Below are 13,338 nucleotides of genomic sequence, written 5' to 3'. Positions count from 1 at the left end.
GCGGGGGCCGGCATGAGATCCCCCGTCGCGGGCCTGTCGGTGCGGGCCAAGCAGGTGGTCTGGGCCTGGGGCTTCCTGGCCGTGCCGGTGCTGTTCTACATCGTCATCCGGTTCTGGCCGACACTGGACGCCTTCTGGCTGTCCTTCACCGACTGGAACCTGCTCGGCACCCCCAACTTCGTCGGGCTGAAAAACTACGTCCGGCTGGTCGAGGACCCGCTGTTCTGGAAGGTGTTCGGCAACACCTTCCTGTACCTGCTGATCGGCACCCCGCTCAGCCTGGTGATCGCCTTCGTCGTGGCCTACCGGCTCGACAAGGTCCGCTTCATGCACGGTTTCATCCGGGCGCTGTACTTCCTGCCGTTCCTGACCACGGCGGTGGCGATGGCCTGGGTGTGGCGCTGGTTCTACCAGCCGGTGCCGATCGGCGTGTTCAACAACGCCCTGGCCAGCATCGGCCTGCCGCAGCAGCCCTTCCTGCGCTCCACCGTCCAGGCGCTGCCGGCGGTGCTGGCGCCGGCGATCTGGGCCGGGCTCGGCTTCCAGGTGGTGATCTTCATGGCCGGCCTCAGGGCCATCCCGATCAGCTACTACGAGGCCGCGCGGGTCGACGGCGTGTCGCGCTGGACCATCCTGTGGGAGATCACGCTGCCGTTGCTGAAGCCGACCTTTGTGTTCCTGGTGGTGTTCAGCTCGATCGCGTTCCTGCGCATCTTCGACCAAGTCTACAACATCACCCTGAACGATCCGGGCGGCCCGCTGAATTCGACCAAGCCGCTGGTGCTGATGATCTACCAGACCGCGTTCCGGTCCTTCGACATGGGCTATGCCGCGGCCCAGACCGTGATCCTGTTCCTGGTCCTGCTCGGCATCTCGGTGCTGCAGCTCCGCATCCTGAGGGACCGCTGATGGCGACCGCGACCGTGATCATGGGGCGCCGGATCCGGCCCGGGCGGGTGGTGGCCTGGACGCTGCTGCTGATCGGCGGGATCGTCATGGTGATGCCGATCCTCTACATGTTCGCCACCTCGTTCAAATTCCCGCATGAGGTCGGCGAGCTGTCGCTGATCCCCAAGGAGCCGACGCTCGAGAACTACATCTATGTTCTCGGCGACGGGCGCTTCTTCCGCTGGTTCCTCAACTCGCTCGGCATCGCCGTGATCGTCACCCTGTCGAACGTCTTCTTCGACAGCCTGGTCGGCTACACCCTGGCCAAGTTCCGCTTCCGCGGCCGCTACCTGGTCTTCATCGCCATCCTGTCGACCCTGATGATCCCGACCGAGATGCTGGTGATCCCGTGGTACGTGATGGCGAAGACCCTCGGCTGGCTGGACAGCTATTGGGGCATCATGTTCCCGGGCATGATGACCGCCTTCGGCACCTTCCTGATGAAGCAGTTCTTCGAGACGGTGCCGGACGACTTCCTGGAGGCGGCGCGGATCGACGGGCTGAACGAGTTCCAGATCTGGTGGCAGATCGCCATGCCGCTGGTGACGCCGGCCCTGTCGGCGCTGGCGATCTTCACCTTCCTGGGCAACTGGACCGCCTTCATCTGGCCGCTGATCGTGACCAACAGCAAGGAGCACTATACCGTCCCCGTCGGCCTCACGAGCTTCTCGTTCGAGCAGGGCGTCCAGTGGGAGGTGATCATGACCGGTGCCGCCATCGCGACGCTGCCGACCCTGATCGTGTTCCTGGTGTTCCAGCGCTACATCGTGCGCGGCGTGGTCCTCGCCGGGCTGAAGGGATAGTCATGATCAAGGACGAAAGCCGCTTTCCCGCGCCGGTCTATGCCGAGACGGTGCTGGCGCCGCTGTTCGACGGGGCGAAGCGGCACTATCGCGACCATTTCCAGCGCGTCGACCGCGCCCATCTGGTGATGCTGGCCGAGACCGGCGTGCTCGACGCCGCCACCGCCGCCGCCATCGGCGGGGCGTTGGTCGGGATCGAGCGCGACCTCGATGTCGAGGCGCTGACCTACACCGGCGAGGTCGAGGACTTCTTCTTCCTGATCGAGGCCGAGCTGAAGCGCCGGCTGGGGCCCGACATCGCCGGCCGGCTGCACACCGGCCGGTCGCGCAACGACATCGACCACACCCTGTTCAAGCTGGCGCTGAAGGGGCGGATCGATGCCCTGTCGGCCAAGGCGCGCGGCCTGGCCCGCAGCCTGCTGGACACGGCGCGGCGCGAGCGGGCGACGCTGATCGTCGCCTACACCCACGGCCAGCCGGCCCAGCCGACCACCTTCGGCCACTACCTTGCCGCCGCGATCGAGGTGCTGCTGCGCGACCTGGCGCGGCTGCAGGCGGCGCGTGCCATCGTCGACCTCTGCCCGATGGGGGCGGCGGCGATCACCACCACCGGCTTCCCGATCGCCCGGCACCGCATGGCGGAGCTGCTGGGCTTCTCGGCGCCGCTGCAGAACTCCTACAGCTGCATCGCCGCGGTCGACTACGTCACCTCGACCTATGCCGCGCTGGAATTGATGATGCTGCATCTCGGCCGGCTGGTGCAGGACCTCCAGTTCTGGTCCAGCTTCGAGGTCGGGCAGCTCTACGTGCCGAACGCCTTCGTGCAGATCAGCTCGATCATGCCGCAGAAGCGCAACCCGGTGCCGATCGAGCATCTGCGCCTGCTGGCGTCGCACGCCATGACCCGGGCGCGGTCGATGCTGACGGTGATGCACAACACGCCCTTCACCGACATGAACGACAGCGAGGGCGAAACCCAGGGCCAGGGCTATGCCGCCTTCGACCTCGCCGGCCGGGTGCTGGACCTGCTGTCCGGCCTGGTCGCCGCGGTGACGATCGACGGCGACAAGGTTCGCCGCAACATCGACCGCAGCTGCATCACCGTCACCGAGCTGGCGGACAGCCTGGTGCGGATCGAAGGCCTGTCCTTCCGCCAGGCGCATGAGATCGCGGCGGCCACGGCGAAGGCGGTGGTCGCCGCCCGCGGCAGCTTGGCCGAGGCCGGCTTCGCCCCGTTCGGCCAGGCCTTCGCCGAGACCTGCGGGCGGCCATCGACCGTGGACGAGGCCCGGTTCCGCGAGATCGTCTCGCCGGAGCACTTCGTCGCCGTCCGCGCCCGCTTCGGCGGCCCGGCGCCGGAGCCGCTGGACAAGGCCTTCGCCGGCTACGACGCCGTGCTGGACACATTCGCGGCCAACGCCGCCACCGCGGCCGATCGCGAGAAGGGGGCGTCCGCCATGCTCGACTCCTGTTTCGACATCGTGCTGAAGGGACAGGGCTGACATGGCCGACGTGTCGCTGCGCCGCATCGTCAAGACCTACGGCAAGAATCCGGTCATCCACGGCCTGGACCTCGACATCGCCGATGGCGAATTCGTCGTGCTGGTCGGCCCGTCCGGCTGCGGCAAGTCCACCACCCTGCGCATGATCGCGGGGCTGGAGGAGATCGACGGCGGCGAGATCCGCATCGGCGGCCGCGCCGTGAACACGCTGGAGCCGAAGGACCGGAACATCGCCATGGTGTTCCAGAACTACGCCATCTACCCGCACATGACGGTGCGTCGGAACATCGGCTTCGGCCTGCGCAGCGCCCGGCTGCCGCAGGCGGAGAAGGACCGGAAGGTGGAGGAGGCGGGGACCCTGCTGGGCCTGACCCCCTATCTCGACCGCCGCCCGTCCGAGCTGTCGGGCGGCCAGCGCCAGCGCGTCGCCATCGGCCGCGCCATGGTGCGCGACCCCGCGGTGTTCCTGTTCGACGAGCCGCTGTCCAACCTCGACGCCCAGCTGCGCGGCCAGATGCGGCTGGAGATCAAGAAGCTGCACCAGCGCCTGGGCAGCACCATCGTCTTCGTCACCCATGACCAGGTCGAGGCGATGACCCTGGCCGACCGCATCGTGGTGATGCGCGACGGCCACATCCTGCAGGTCGGCAGCCCGGCCGAGCTGTACCACCGCCCGGCCAACATGTTCACCGCGCGCTTCATCGGCAGCCCGCCGATGAACTTGCTGCCGGGGCAGGTCGCGGTGGTCGACGGCCGCGTGGCGGTGGCGCTGGATGGGGGCGGTGCGGCGCCGCTGCCGGCGGCGGCCGCGGGTGTCGCGCCGGGGCGCCGGATCCTGCTGGGCGTCCGGCCCGACGACCTCGCCGCGGTCGAGGGCCAAGCCGCGGCCGATGCCTTCGTGATCGAGGGCACGGTGTCGGTGGTCGAGCCGCTGGGGCCGGAAACCCTGCTGCATGTCGATGCTGCCGGCGCGGCCGTGGTCGGCACCGCCCCGGGCCGGCGGCCGCCGCCGGTGGGCGGTACGGTGCGGCTGGCCGCGGCCAACGACACGCTTCATCTCTTCGACGCCGAAAGCGAGCAGACGCTGTGCCAGGCCTGACTGCCATGTCCCCCGAAGGTTTCGTCCTGTGCGTCGGCCGCCTCTATTCCGATCTGGTCTTCACCGGGCTCGATGCGATGCCGGAGCCGGGGCGGGAGCATTTCGCCCGCGACGTCACGCTGGTGCCGGGCGGTGGCGCGTTCATCACCGCCGCCCATCTCTCCGGGCTCGGCCGGCCGGCGGCGCTGGCCGCCCGGATCGGGATCGACCATTTCGGGCGGGGGCTCGACGGGCCGCTGGCGGCCAGCGGGGTGGATCTGCGCTGGCTCGACCGCGCGGCGGATGCCGGGCCCCAGCTCACGGTCGCCATGGCGGTCCACAGTGACCGCGCCTTCCTGACCCGCCGCGCCGGCAAGGCCGAGCCGGCGACCCTCGACGCGGCGCTGGCCAGCGGCCTCGCGCGCCATCTGCACATTGCGGAACTCGCGACCCTGCGCGAGATCCCCGATCTCGTCGCCCGGGCCCGGCAATGCGGGCTGACGGTGTCGCTCGACTGCAGCTGGGATGCGGTGGCGATCGCCGACCCTGCCGCCCTGGGGCTACTCGACGGCGTCGACCTGTTCTTCCCCAACGAGGCGGAGGCCCTGGCCCTGACCGGGGCGGCGACGCCCGAGGCTGCGCTCGACGCTTTGGCGACCCGGATCCCGGCGGTCGCCATCAAGCTGGGCGGCGAGGGCGCGGTGGCCGAGGTGGCCGGCGAGAGGCTGCGCGCCGCGGCACCGCCGGTCCCGGTGGTCGACACCACAGGGGCGGGCGATGCCTTCGACGCCGGCTTTCTCGATCGCTGGCTGGACGGCGAGCCGCTGGATGTGTGCCTCGCCTGGGCCGTCGCCTGCGGCAGCCTGTCGGTGCAGCGGGCCGGTGGGGCGGAGTCCATCGGCACGCGCGACTCGATCGAGGCGACGGCTGGCCGTCTCCAGGCAACGAAGCAATCCGGCGCTGCCCGACGGAAAACCGCGACGCCCCTGACCGCGCTGACCTGAGAGGGGCGTCGTCGGCCGGGGCGGCCTAAGCCGCCTTGACGATCCTGAAGCCCTCGATCTCCCGCACCACGGGCAGGCCGGCCCAGCGGTCGCTGTCGTGCAGGATGATCAGGCGGCTCATGTCGCCGTCGATCGCGGTGTTGATGCGGTCGATCGTCTTCAGTTGTTCCCACACGCTGCCGACACCGTTGGCCAGGGGGACATAGACGCCGTCATGGTTGTGGCCGCAGACGTTGCGCGCGGCATAGACGCAGTCGCCGGAGACCACGAGACGTCCGCGGGCGGTCTCCAGGATCACGAATTGCTGGCCCAGCGTGTGGCCTTCGCCCAGGCGCAGATGCAGCCCGGGCAGGATGTCGTCGCGATCGCCGTCGACCAGGTGCAGCCGGTGTTCGACCGAGGCGTCGAAGGCCCGCCGCAGGTCGTCCGGGTTGATGATCTGGGTCAGGAAGCCGAAGCGCGGGGGCAGGGCCATCGCCTCGACCCAGCTCAGGATCTCGCGCTTCTGGATGTAGATCTGGGCGTTCGGGAACTTGCCGATCGACCCCATATGGTCGAAATGCGCGTGGCTCAGCACGATGTCGGTGACCGCCTCCGGCGTCACGTCCAGCTCGGCCAGCATGCGCAGCGGCGAGATCCAGTCCGGGATGCCGAAGCGCACGCTCATCTCGGCGCCGCTGCCCTCCTTCATGAAACCGGTGTCGATCAGCACGACCCGGCCGGCGCGCCGGGCCAGCACGAAGGAGAAGGGCAGGTCGACCACGCCCTCGTCATGGGTGCCGTGGACCAGGCTGGCCACCGGCTGGTCCTTCGAGCGGGCGAATTCGACGATATGGACGTCCCAGGTCGGGTCCGAAGGCATACCGAGATCTCCTAGCGTTCCGCGATCGTCCGGCCGAGGCTGGAAAGCCCGACGGCGATGATGAGAATGGCGCCCTGCAGCACGTATTGGGAATAGGTCGGGGCGCCGAAGATGTTCAGCCCGTTGAAGCCGAAGGCGATGATCAGGGCGCCCACCATGGTGCCCAGCACATGGAATTCGCCGTCGCGCAGCGTGGCGGAGCCGAGGAAGACGGCGGCGAAGGCGGTCAGCAGATAGCTGTCGGCGGCGCTGGTGGTGCCGCTGCCCAGGCGCGAGGCCAGCAGGATGCCGGTCAGCGCCGCGCACATGCCGGAGACGACGAAGCCCAGCGTCTTGATGCGGTCGACATTGATGCCGGCCAGGCGCGCGGCAGCGGGGTTGCCGCCGACCGCCTGGATCTCCTGCCCCAGGGCGGTGCGCTCGACCAGGATCCACAGGGCGCCCAGCACCAGCGCCATGATGATGATGTTGTTGGGAATGCCGAACAGCCAGCGGCCCAGCGAGATCTGCAGGAACGCCTCCGGCACGCCGGACACGATCGGGACGCCGGCGGAATAGGCGAAGGACAGGCCGGTCAGGATGGTGCCGACGCCCAGGGTGGCGATCACCGAATTGACCTTGATCTTGGTCACGATCAGGCCGTTGACCAGGCCGATCAGCGCGCCGAGCACCAGCACGATCAGGATGGCGACCGGGATCGGCAGGCCGTTGCCGACGATCAGCCCGGTGACCAGCACGCCGTGCAGGCTGGCGGCGAAGCCGATCGACAGGTCCAGTTCGCCCACCACCACCGCCAGGGTCAGCCCGCCGGCGATGATCATCGCCAGGGACGCTTGGTTCAGCACATTGGTGAAGTTATTGACCGTCGGGAAGGCGCGGGGGGAGAGGACCGAGAACGCCAGGATCATCAGCGCCAGCCCGAGGATGGTGGCATAGCGGGCGAACAGGCCCAGGGCCAGCTTCGACTGCGGCGACAGACGGCGGCTCGCGGCGGCGGTCTGCGTCATCGGACACTCCTTTCGGCCGCGGCCGCGGCATGGCCGGCGGCGTAGCTGGCCTCGACGATGGAATTGCGGGTGATCGCGCGCCCCGCCAGCTCCCGCACGATCCGGCCTTCGGCCATGACCAGGACGCGGTCGCACAGATCGGGCAGCTCGTCCGGCTCGGACGAGATCACCAGGATGGACATGCCGCGGGCGGCGAGGTCGCGCAGCAGGCGGTGGATCTCGCCGCGCGACCCGATATCGACGCCGCGCGTCGGCTCATCCAGGATCAGCACCTTCGGCCCGCGCAGCAGCCAGCGGCCGATCACCACCTTCTGCTGGTTGCCGCCGCTCAGCCGCCCGACCGGCGTCTCGATGCTGCGGGTCTTGATCGCGAGGTCGCGGACGATCGCCAGCGACGACGCCTCCCGCCGCCGATGGCTGATCAGGGGCAGCGCCGGGGCGCGGATGATCTGCCTGAGATTGGCGATCTGCAGGTTGAAGGCGACGCTCTTGGTCAGGACCAGGCCCTCGGCCCGGCGCTCCTCCGGCACCAGCCCCAGCCCGGCGGCGACCGCCTGGCCGGGGCTGCGCGGGGCGAAGGGCGCGCCGTCCAGCATCATGGTCCCGGCCTCGGCCCGGTCTGCGCCGTAGATCAGCCGCGCCAGCTCGGTGCGGCCGGCACCGACCAGGCCGCCGATGCCCAGCACCTCGCCGCGGCGCAGTTCGAAGCTGACGCCCTGGACCCGGGGCTGCCGGGCCAGGCCCGACACCCGCAGCACGGCATCGCCGCCGACGGGCTCGCCGCGGGCTGCGTCCGCTGGCCGGGTCTCGCCGCCGACGATGGCCTCGACCAGCGCGGCCCGGGTCAACGTGGCCTTGTCGATCTCGGCCACCGACCGGCCGTCGCGGAACACGGTGACGCGGTGGCACAGCCGTAGGATCTCGTCCAGCCGGTGCGACACGTAGAGGATGGCGACGCCCGAGGCGGTCAGGTCCTCGATGATGCCGAACAGCCTTTCGCTCTCGCTCGCCGACAGCGACGCCGTCGGCTCGTCCATCACGATCAGCCGCGCCTTGCGCACCAGCGCCCGGCAGATGCTGATCAGCCAGTTCTCAGCGATCGACAACGTCTTCGCATCGGCGTGGAGCGAGGCGGTGATGCCCACCCGCCGGGCGATCGGCGCCACGTCGCGTTCGATCGCCGGCCAGTCGACCATGCCCAGGCGCCGTTTCTTCGGCACGCCGAGCATGATGTTCTCCAGCACCGTCATGCCGGGGACGAAGGCCAGCTCCTGATGGATGAAGCCCAAGCCCAGGGCGGTGGCGTCCTGCGGCGAGGCGATGGCCACGACGGTGCCGTCGATCCGCACCTCGCCGGCGTCCGGGTGGGTGAGGCCGGCGAGCACCCGGATCAGCGTCGACTTGCCGGCACCGTTGGCGCCGACCAGGCCATGCACCCGGCCGGCGTCGAGCGAGAGCGAAACCCCCTTCAGCGCCTGGACGCCGCCATAGGATTTCGCCACGTCGCGGGCGACCAGGAAGGGGCCGGCGGATGCCGGGGAAGGGGCCTGGGTGCTCATGCGGCCGCCGATACTCTGCGCCCGCAGCTCACTTGCCCAGCGCCTCGGGATGGTCCTTCACGAACTGCTCGACCGTGTCCTTGGTGACCAGGACGGCCGGGACCTCGACCGCCTTCGGCGTCCAGCCGGCGCCGGCGGCTTTGATCTCCACCAGCAGCTTCACCATCTGGAAGCCCTCGGTGTAGCTGTCTTCCCATCCGGTCGCGTCCATGTGGCCGCTGCGGATGTTCTCGATGGCCTGGGCGTTGCCGTTGACGCCGTAGACCTTGACGTCGTCGCGGCCCTGCTGGCGCAGCGACCCGATGGCGCCGATCGCCGGGTCGTCCCAGCAGCCCCAGATCGCCAGGGGCTCGTCGCCCTGCGGGTGCGAGGCCAGCCAGGCGTTGGCGTATTCCGCGCCGTCCTGGAAATAGCCGGGGATCCGCACCTCGTTCTTGGTGACGGTGATGCCGGGGCTCTTGGCCACGATCTCGTCGAACAGCGACTCGCGGTTCCGGCAGACCTCGCCGGTGCGGTAGGTCAGGGCCAGGACGCTGCCCTTGCCGCCGAGATCCGCGACCAGCTTGTCGATCACCGGCTGGGCCAGGGGCGCGCCGGACCCGTTGGTGGCGGCCACGCTGCTGCCCAGCCCGCCGCCCCAGGTCACGACCGGCACGCCGGCATCCTTGGCCGCGGCCAGGCCTGCGCCGATCGAGGAATAGGGGAACACCATGTCGACGACAGCGCCGGCGCCGCGCTGCACGAAGTTCTGGATCGCGGCATTGGCCTGGTCGGCATTGCCGGCGGCGTCGATCACCGACACCTCCCAGCCCAGCTCCTTGGCCGCCGCGGTCGCGCCGGCGATGTAGCGGACGTTGTTGGCCTCGGTCGCGGCGATCGAGACGATGCCGAGCAGGGGCTTGTCCTGCGCCACGGCCGTGCCGGCCGGCAGGGCCAGGATTGCGGCGAGCATGCCGAACAGCGGGGTCTTCATGGTCTTCCTCCCTTTCGCGGCGTGTCGCGCAAGGTCCAGCGAACGCCATCTAACCGTTTCGCTAAACTCGACAATCTCGTTCGTTCTTGCAAGCGTAAAATTCGATGCATGTCCGCTGGACAAGGCTGTATCGATAGGCGAAAGTCGGCGAAACGATTAGCTGAGTGTTCGGTGGCAACCATCAAAGATGTCGCACGGCTGGCCGGTGTCTCGACCGCCACCGTCTCCGCCGTGGTCAACGAGACGGCCTATGTCAGCCCGTCCCTGCGGACCCGCGTGCTGGCCGCCATCAGCGAGTTGCAGTATGCGCCGTCGGCGGTCGCCCGCAATCTGAAGCGCGGCCGCAGCCAGCTGATCGCGCTGGTGGTCGCGGATCTGGCGAACCCGTTCTTCGCCCGCATCGTCTGCGCGGCCGAGGCGGCGGTGGCCGCCTGGGGCTATTCGCTGGTGGTGTTCAACAGCGACGAGAAGCCGGATGCGGAGCGCCGCGCCCTGTCGCGGATCCGGATGCTGTCCTGCGATGGGGTCGTCCTGGTGCCGGTCGGGCTGCCCTCGCACTATCTGCGGCGCGATTTCGAGGGCAATTCGATGCCCATGGTGCTGTTCGGCCGCACCGTGGACGAGGACCGGTCCGACACCGTGACCCTCGACAACATCTCGGCGGCGAAGCAGGTGACGAACTACCTGCTCGACCTCGGCCACCGCCGGATCGGCACGATCACCGGCCCGCTGCACCTGACCACCGGCCGCGGCCGTCTCGAGGGCATGCTGCAGGCGATGGCGGCGCGCGGCGCCGCCCCGCGGCCCGAGCATGTCCGCAGCGGCGAGTTCCGCGAGGACGTGGCCTATTCCGTGGCGCGCGAGTTGCTGCTGCTGCCGGACCGGCCCTCTGCTCTCTATGTCGCCAACGGCGTCATGGCCCTGGGCGCGATGCGGGCGATGGTCGATCTCGGCCTGCGCTGCCCGGACGACATCTCGATCGCATCGACCGACACGATCCCGGGGATCGGCGGCCTGCGGCCCCGGCTGACCCGGACGGAGCATCCGGTCGGCGACATGACCAACGAAGCGCTGCGGCTGCTGGTCGACCGCATCGACCGGGGCATGGAGCTGCCGCCGCGCAACGTGGTGTTCCAGCCCGCGCTGGTCCTCGGCGACAGCTGCGGCCCCATCAGCCTGTAAGGGGCATCAAAGGCTGACCGAACGTTCGGTCAATTCTGGAGCGGGGTTCCGACCCCGAGCAGGGCCTCGCCCCGGTTCACGGCCAGGCTGCTCAAGCGGTACAGAATGAAGCCGTCCTGCTGCGAGCGGATGGTCTCGCGCACCGCCCCGAAGACGTCGCGGATCTCACCGAGCACGTCGCCCGCCGCGACCGTCTGCCCGATCTCGGTTGCCGGGTACCACAGGCCGTCGGCGCCGGCGGCGGGAACCCACATCGTCACCATCCGCGGCCGCTCCTGCGGTGCCGCCGGCACCGGTCCCGGGATCATGCCGAGATGGTGCAGCACCCGGTCGATCCCCGCCGTCATCGCGGTGACGCCGGCCTCGTCCCACAGGCCGTTGCCGCCGACCTCGGCGATCAGGCTGGGCACGCCCAGCCGCCCGGCCGCATTGATGGTGTAGCCTTCGCCGCCCGCCGCGACCGCCACCGGCAGGCCGAAGGCGATCGCCAGCGCCTGCGAGGCCTCGCTGCCGCTGGGAAACAGCGAGAACGGCGCCAGCGCCTCGCTGAGATCGCCGCCATGCAGGTCGAGATAGGCGTCCGCCTGCGGATAGATCTTGGTCACCAGCCAGTCCGCCAGACGCTCGCTCAAGGTGCCGTCCGGCCTGCCCGGGAACATCCGGTTCAGGTTGCGCCCGTCCTCCGGCATCACATAGATGCTGCGCTGGCGGAAGCCCGACGGGTTCAGGATCGGCAGGACCAGGACAGTGCCCGCCAGCCCGGCCGGGTCCTGCCCGATCAGGCGCAGTGCCGCTTCGATCGAGCAGTATTCCGAGCCGTGCACCCCCGCTGTCACCAGCAGGGTGGGGCCCGGCGCCGCGCCCTCGACCAGGCCGAACGGAATCTCCAGCCCCTCGACCGGGGTGATGAAGCCGCGCTCGGAACGGGGCGTTCCGGTGTGCAGGGCCGGCAATGTGTCCATCTCGAACTCGCTGAAGGGGCTGCGGGCTGGGTAGATTGCCGCCGAGGAGGAGGCCGGGATAGCCCCTTCATGGACCGCCAGCCGGCGCCCGATGAAACCGGGCGCCGGCAACCCCGACGGATGCTACGGGGTTACGGTGGCGGCGGTCCGGCCCTTGATGCCGACCAGGATCATCAGCGCCGCCAGCAGCAGGACGAGGCCGCTGGCGGTGAAGACGCCCAGCGCGCCGCTCACGTCGAAGATGGCGCCGCCGGCGGCGGCTCCCATCGCGATGGCGAACTGGATCGCCGCGACCAGCAGGCCGCCCGCGCTCTCGGCCTCATCGGGAACCGTGCGGGTGAGCCAGGTGGACCAGGCCACCGGCACGGCGCCGAAGGCGACGCCCCACAGGGCCACCATCACCGCATTCGCCACCGGGGCGCCGCCGCCCAGGGCCACGAAGCCGAGCCCGAGCACGCCCATGGCCAGCGGCATCAGCAGGATCGCCAGCCGCATGCTGCGTTCGAGCAGCACGCCGCCGAGGAAGGTGCCGAGGAAATTGGCGATGCCGAAGCCCAGCAGGATGCCGGACACGCCGGTGATGCCGACCCCGGTCACCGTCTCCAGGAACGGGCGGATATAGGTGAAGAAGGCGAAATGCCCGGCGAACACCAGGAGGGCGGCGATCATGCCGAGCCCGACCTGCGGCCGCGCCAGCACCTCGACCAGGGTGCGCAGGCGGGTCAGCCCGCTCGGCGCCATCCGCGGCAGCGTCGCGAACTGCACGGCGAGCGCCAGCACGCCCAGCACCGCCGCCAGCAGGAAGACGTCGCGCCAGCCGATCACGTCGCCGAGATAGCTGCCGACCGGGGCGGCGACGACGGTCGCGGCGGAGACGCCGCTGAACAGCAGCGAAAGGGCCCGGGGCACCATCGCCTCGGGCACCAGCCGCATCACCGTGGCCGCGGACATGGTCCAGAAGCCGCCGAGCGCCAGGCCGAGCAGCACGCGCCCGAGCAGCAGGGCGGGCAGGCCGGGGGCGAAGGCGACCAGCAGGTTCGAGACCGTCAGCAGAACCGAGAAGGCCAGCAGCACGATCCGCCGGTCGACGCGCCGGGTCGCGGCCGAGACCAGCAGGCTCATGACCAGCGCCACTACCGCGGTCGCCGTCACCGCCTGGCCGGCCACGCCCTCCGACACGCCCAGATCCGCCGCCATCGGCGTCAGCAGGCTGGCCGGCAGGAACTCCGCCGTCACCAGCCCGAACACGCCGAGCGTCATCGAGAAGACGGCACCCCAGGCCGGTGCCTCCCGCGCCGGCGCCGCATCCGCCCGCTGTGTCCAATCGCTCATCTGTCTGTCTCTCGAAGAGGTTCTGCTGCGATGCAGCAGAAGGTAAGATGGACTCCCCGGACGATCTATGCCAGATACTCCGGAATGTTTGACCCTGCGTCCGAAATGCAGCCTGAGGCGGCCAAC

12 protein-coding genes are annotated in these 13,338 nt (G+C 69.8%); 6 read left to right on the top strand and 6 right to left on the bottom strand.

Annotation, left to right across the window (positions count from 1 at the left end; all coding sequences use genetic code 11):
• Positions 1-12 precede the first annotated feature (12 nt).
• The 5 genes from AB4112_RS10000 to AB4112_RS09980 are packed head-to-tail and all read left to right on the top strand — an operon-like array spanning position 13 to position 5,335.
• Positions 13-909, top strand: coding sequence for a carbohydrate ABC transporter permease (locus tag AB4112_RS10000; RefSeq protein ID WP_309799992.1), 897 nt, complete (start codon positions 13-15; stop codon positions 907-909).
• Positions 909-1,751: a carbohydrate ABC transporter permease gene (locus AB4112_RS09995; RefSeq protein ID WP_309799993.1), complete on the top strand. Its 843-nt coding sequence runs from the start codon at positions 909-911 to the stop codon at positions 1,749-1,751. The genes AB4112_RS10000 and AB4112_RS09995 overlap by 1 nt, the downstream gene beginning before the upstream one ends.
• Before the next feature lie 2 nt (positions 1,752-1,753).
• Positions 1,754-3,253 carry an argininosuccinate lyase gene (argH, locus tag AB4112_RS09990; RefSeq protein WP_309799994.1) on the top strand — a complete coding sequence of 500 codons (1,500 nt, stop codon included), beginning with the start codon at positions 1,754-1,756 and terminating at the stop codon, positions 3,251-3,253.
• 1 nt (position 3,254) lies between these two features.
• Positions 3,255-4,352 carry an ABC transporter ATP-binding protein gene (locus AB4112_RS09985; protein WP_441719108.1) on the top strand — a complete coding sequence of 366 codons (1,098 nt, stop codon included), beginning with the start codon at positions 3,255-3,257 and terminating at the stop codon, positions 4,350-4,352.
• 5 nt (positions 4,353-4,357) lie between these two features.
• Complete coding sequence (locus AB4112_RS09980; protein WP_441719105.1) at positions 4,358-5,335, top strand: carbohydrate kinase family protein; 978 nt, start codon at positions 4,358-4,360, stop codon at positions 5,333-5,335.
• Between the two features lie 25 nt (positions 5,336-5,360).
• On the opposite strand, the gene AB4112_RS09975 is transcribed toward AB4112_RS09980, so the two are convergent.
• From AB4112_RS09975 to AB4112_RS09960, 4 genes are read right to left on the bottom strand one after another with little or no spacing between them, the layout of a single operon-like run.
• Complete coding sequence (locus tag AB4112_RS09975; protein ID WP_441719103.1) at positions 5,361-6,197, bottom strand: N-acyl homoserine lactonase family protein; 837 nt, start codon at positions 6,195-6,197, stop codon at positions 5,361-5,363.
• An 11-nt stretch (positions 6,198-6,208) separates the two neighbouring features.
• The gene (locus AB4112_RS09970) at positions 6,209-7,204 is read right to left on the bottom strand and encodes an ABC transporter permease (protein ID WP_441719100.1); all 996 of its coding nucleotides are present in this window, start codon (positions 7,202-7,204) and stop codon (positions 6,209-6,211) included.
• Complete coding sequence (locus tag AB4112_RS09965) at positions 7,201-8,763, bottom strand: sugar ABC transporter ATP-binding protein (RefSeq protein ID WP_441719099.1); 1,563 nt, start codon at positions 8,761-8,763, stop codon at positions 7,201-7,203. Before AB4112_RS09965 ends, AB4112_RS09970 begins: the two co-directional genes overlap by 4 nt.
• 28 nt (positions 8,764-8,791) lie before the next feature.
• Entirely contained in the window at positions 8,792-9,736 is a 945-nt protein-coding gene (locus tag AB4112_RS09960; RefSeq protein WP_441719096.1) for a sugar ABC transporter substrate-binding protein, read from the bottom strand.
• A 171-nt stretch (positions 9,737-9,907) separates the two neighbouring features.
• Between AB4112_RS09960 and AB4112_RS09955 the strand changes: the two genes are divergently transcribed.
• The gene (locus tag AB4112_RS09955; RefSeq protein ID WP_441719093.1) at positions 9,908-10,918 is read left to right on the top strand and encodes a LacI family DNA-binding transcriptional regulator; all 1,011 of its coding nucleotides are present in this window, start codon (positions 9,908-9,910) and stop codon (positions 10,916-10,918) included.
• Positions 10,919-10,947: 29 nt separating this feature from the next.
• Here AB4112_RS09955 and AB4112_RS09950 read toward each other — a convergent pair whose 3' ends face one another.
• Both AB4112_RS09950 and AB4112_RS09945 read right to left on the bottom strand, forming a co-directional pair.
• Positions 10,948-11,880, bottom strand: a complete 933-nt coding sequence (locus tag AB4112_RS09950; protein ID WP_441719090.1) for a succinylglutamate desuccinylase/aspartoacylase family protein — start codon at positions 11,878-11,880, stop codon at positions 10,948-10,950.
• Positions 11,881-12,003: 123 nt separating this feature from the next.
• Complete coding sequence (locus AB4112_RS09945; RefSeq protein ID WP_441719087.1) at positions 12,004-13,212, bottom strand: MFS transporter; 1,209 nt, start codon at positions 13,210-13,212, stop codon at positions 12,004-12,006.
• Positions 13,213-13,338: the final 126 nt, after the last annotated feature.

Source organism: Inquilinus sp. 2KB_23 (assembly GCF_052115705.1).
In the GTDB taxonomy this organism is placed as follows: Bacteria; Pseudomonadota; Alphaproteobacteria; order DSM-16000; family Inquilinaceae; genus Inquilinus; species Inquilinus ginsengisoli_A.
Note: the sequence above shows the minus strand (reverse complement) of the source record. Positions and strands in the feature narration are given on the sequence as shown.

What these genes read in the sequence shown, in the direction of transcription:
- AB4112_RS10000 (WP_309799992.1), top strand. Translation starts at nt 13, where the DNA reads ATGAGATCCCCCGTCGCGGGCCTGTCGGTGCGGGCCAAGCAGGTGGTC.
- AB4112_RS09995 (WP_309799993.1), top strand. Translation starts at nt 909, where the DNA reads ATGGCGACCGCGACCGTGATCATGGGGCGCCGGATCCGGCCCGGGCGG.
- argH (WP_309799994.1), top strand. Translation starts at nt 1,754, where the DNA reads ATGATCAAGGACGAAAGCCGCTTTCCCGCGCCGGTCTATGCCGAGACG.
- AB4112_RS09985 (WP_441719108.1), top strand. Translation starts at nt 3,255, where the DNA reads ATGGCCGACGTGTCGCTGCGCCGCATCGTCAAGACCTACGGCAAGAAT.
- AB4112_RS09980 (WP_441719105.1), top strand. Translation starts at nt 4,358, where the DNA reads ATGTCCCCCGAAGGTTTCGTCCTGTGCGTCGGCCGCCTCTATTCCGAT.
- AB4112_RS09975 (WP_441719103.1), bottom strand. Translation starts at nt 6,197, where the DNA reads ATGCCTTCGGACCCGACCTGGGACGTCCATATCGTCGAATTCGCCCGC.
- AB4112_RS09970 (WP_441719100.1), bottom strand. Translation starts at nt 7,204, where the DNA reads ATGACGCAGACCGCCGCCGCGAGCCGCCGTCTGTCGCCGCAGTCGAAG.
- AB4112_RS09965 (WP_441719099.1), bottom strand. Translation starts at nt 8,763, where the DNA reads ATGAGCACCCAGGCCCCTTCCCCGGCATCCGCCGGCCCCTTCCTGGTC.
- AB4112_RS09960 (WP_441719096.1), bottom strand. Translation starts at nt 9,736, where the DNA reads ATGAAGACCCCGCTGTTCGGCATGCTCGCCGCAATCCTGGCCCTGCCG.
- AB4112_RS09950 (WP_441719090.1), bottom strand. Translation starts at nt 11,880, where the DNA reads ATGGACACATTGCCGGCCCTGCACACCGGAACGCCCCGTTCCGAGCGC.
- AB4112_RS09945 (WP_441719087.1), bottom strand. Translation starts at nt 13,212, where the DNA reads ATGAGCGATTGGACACAGCGGGCGGATGCGGCGCCGGCGCGGGAGGCA.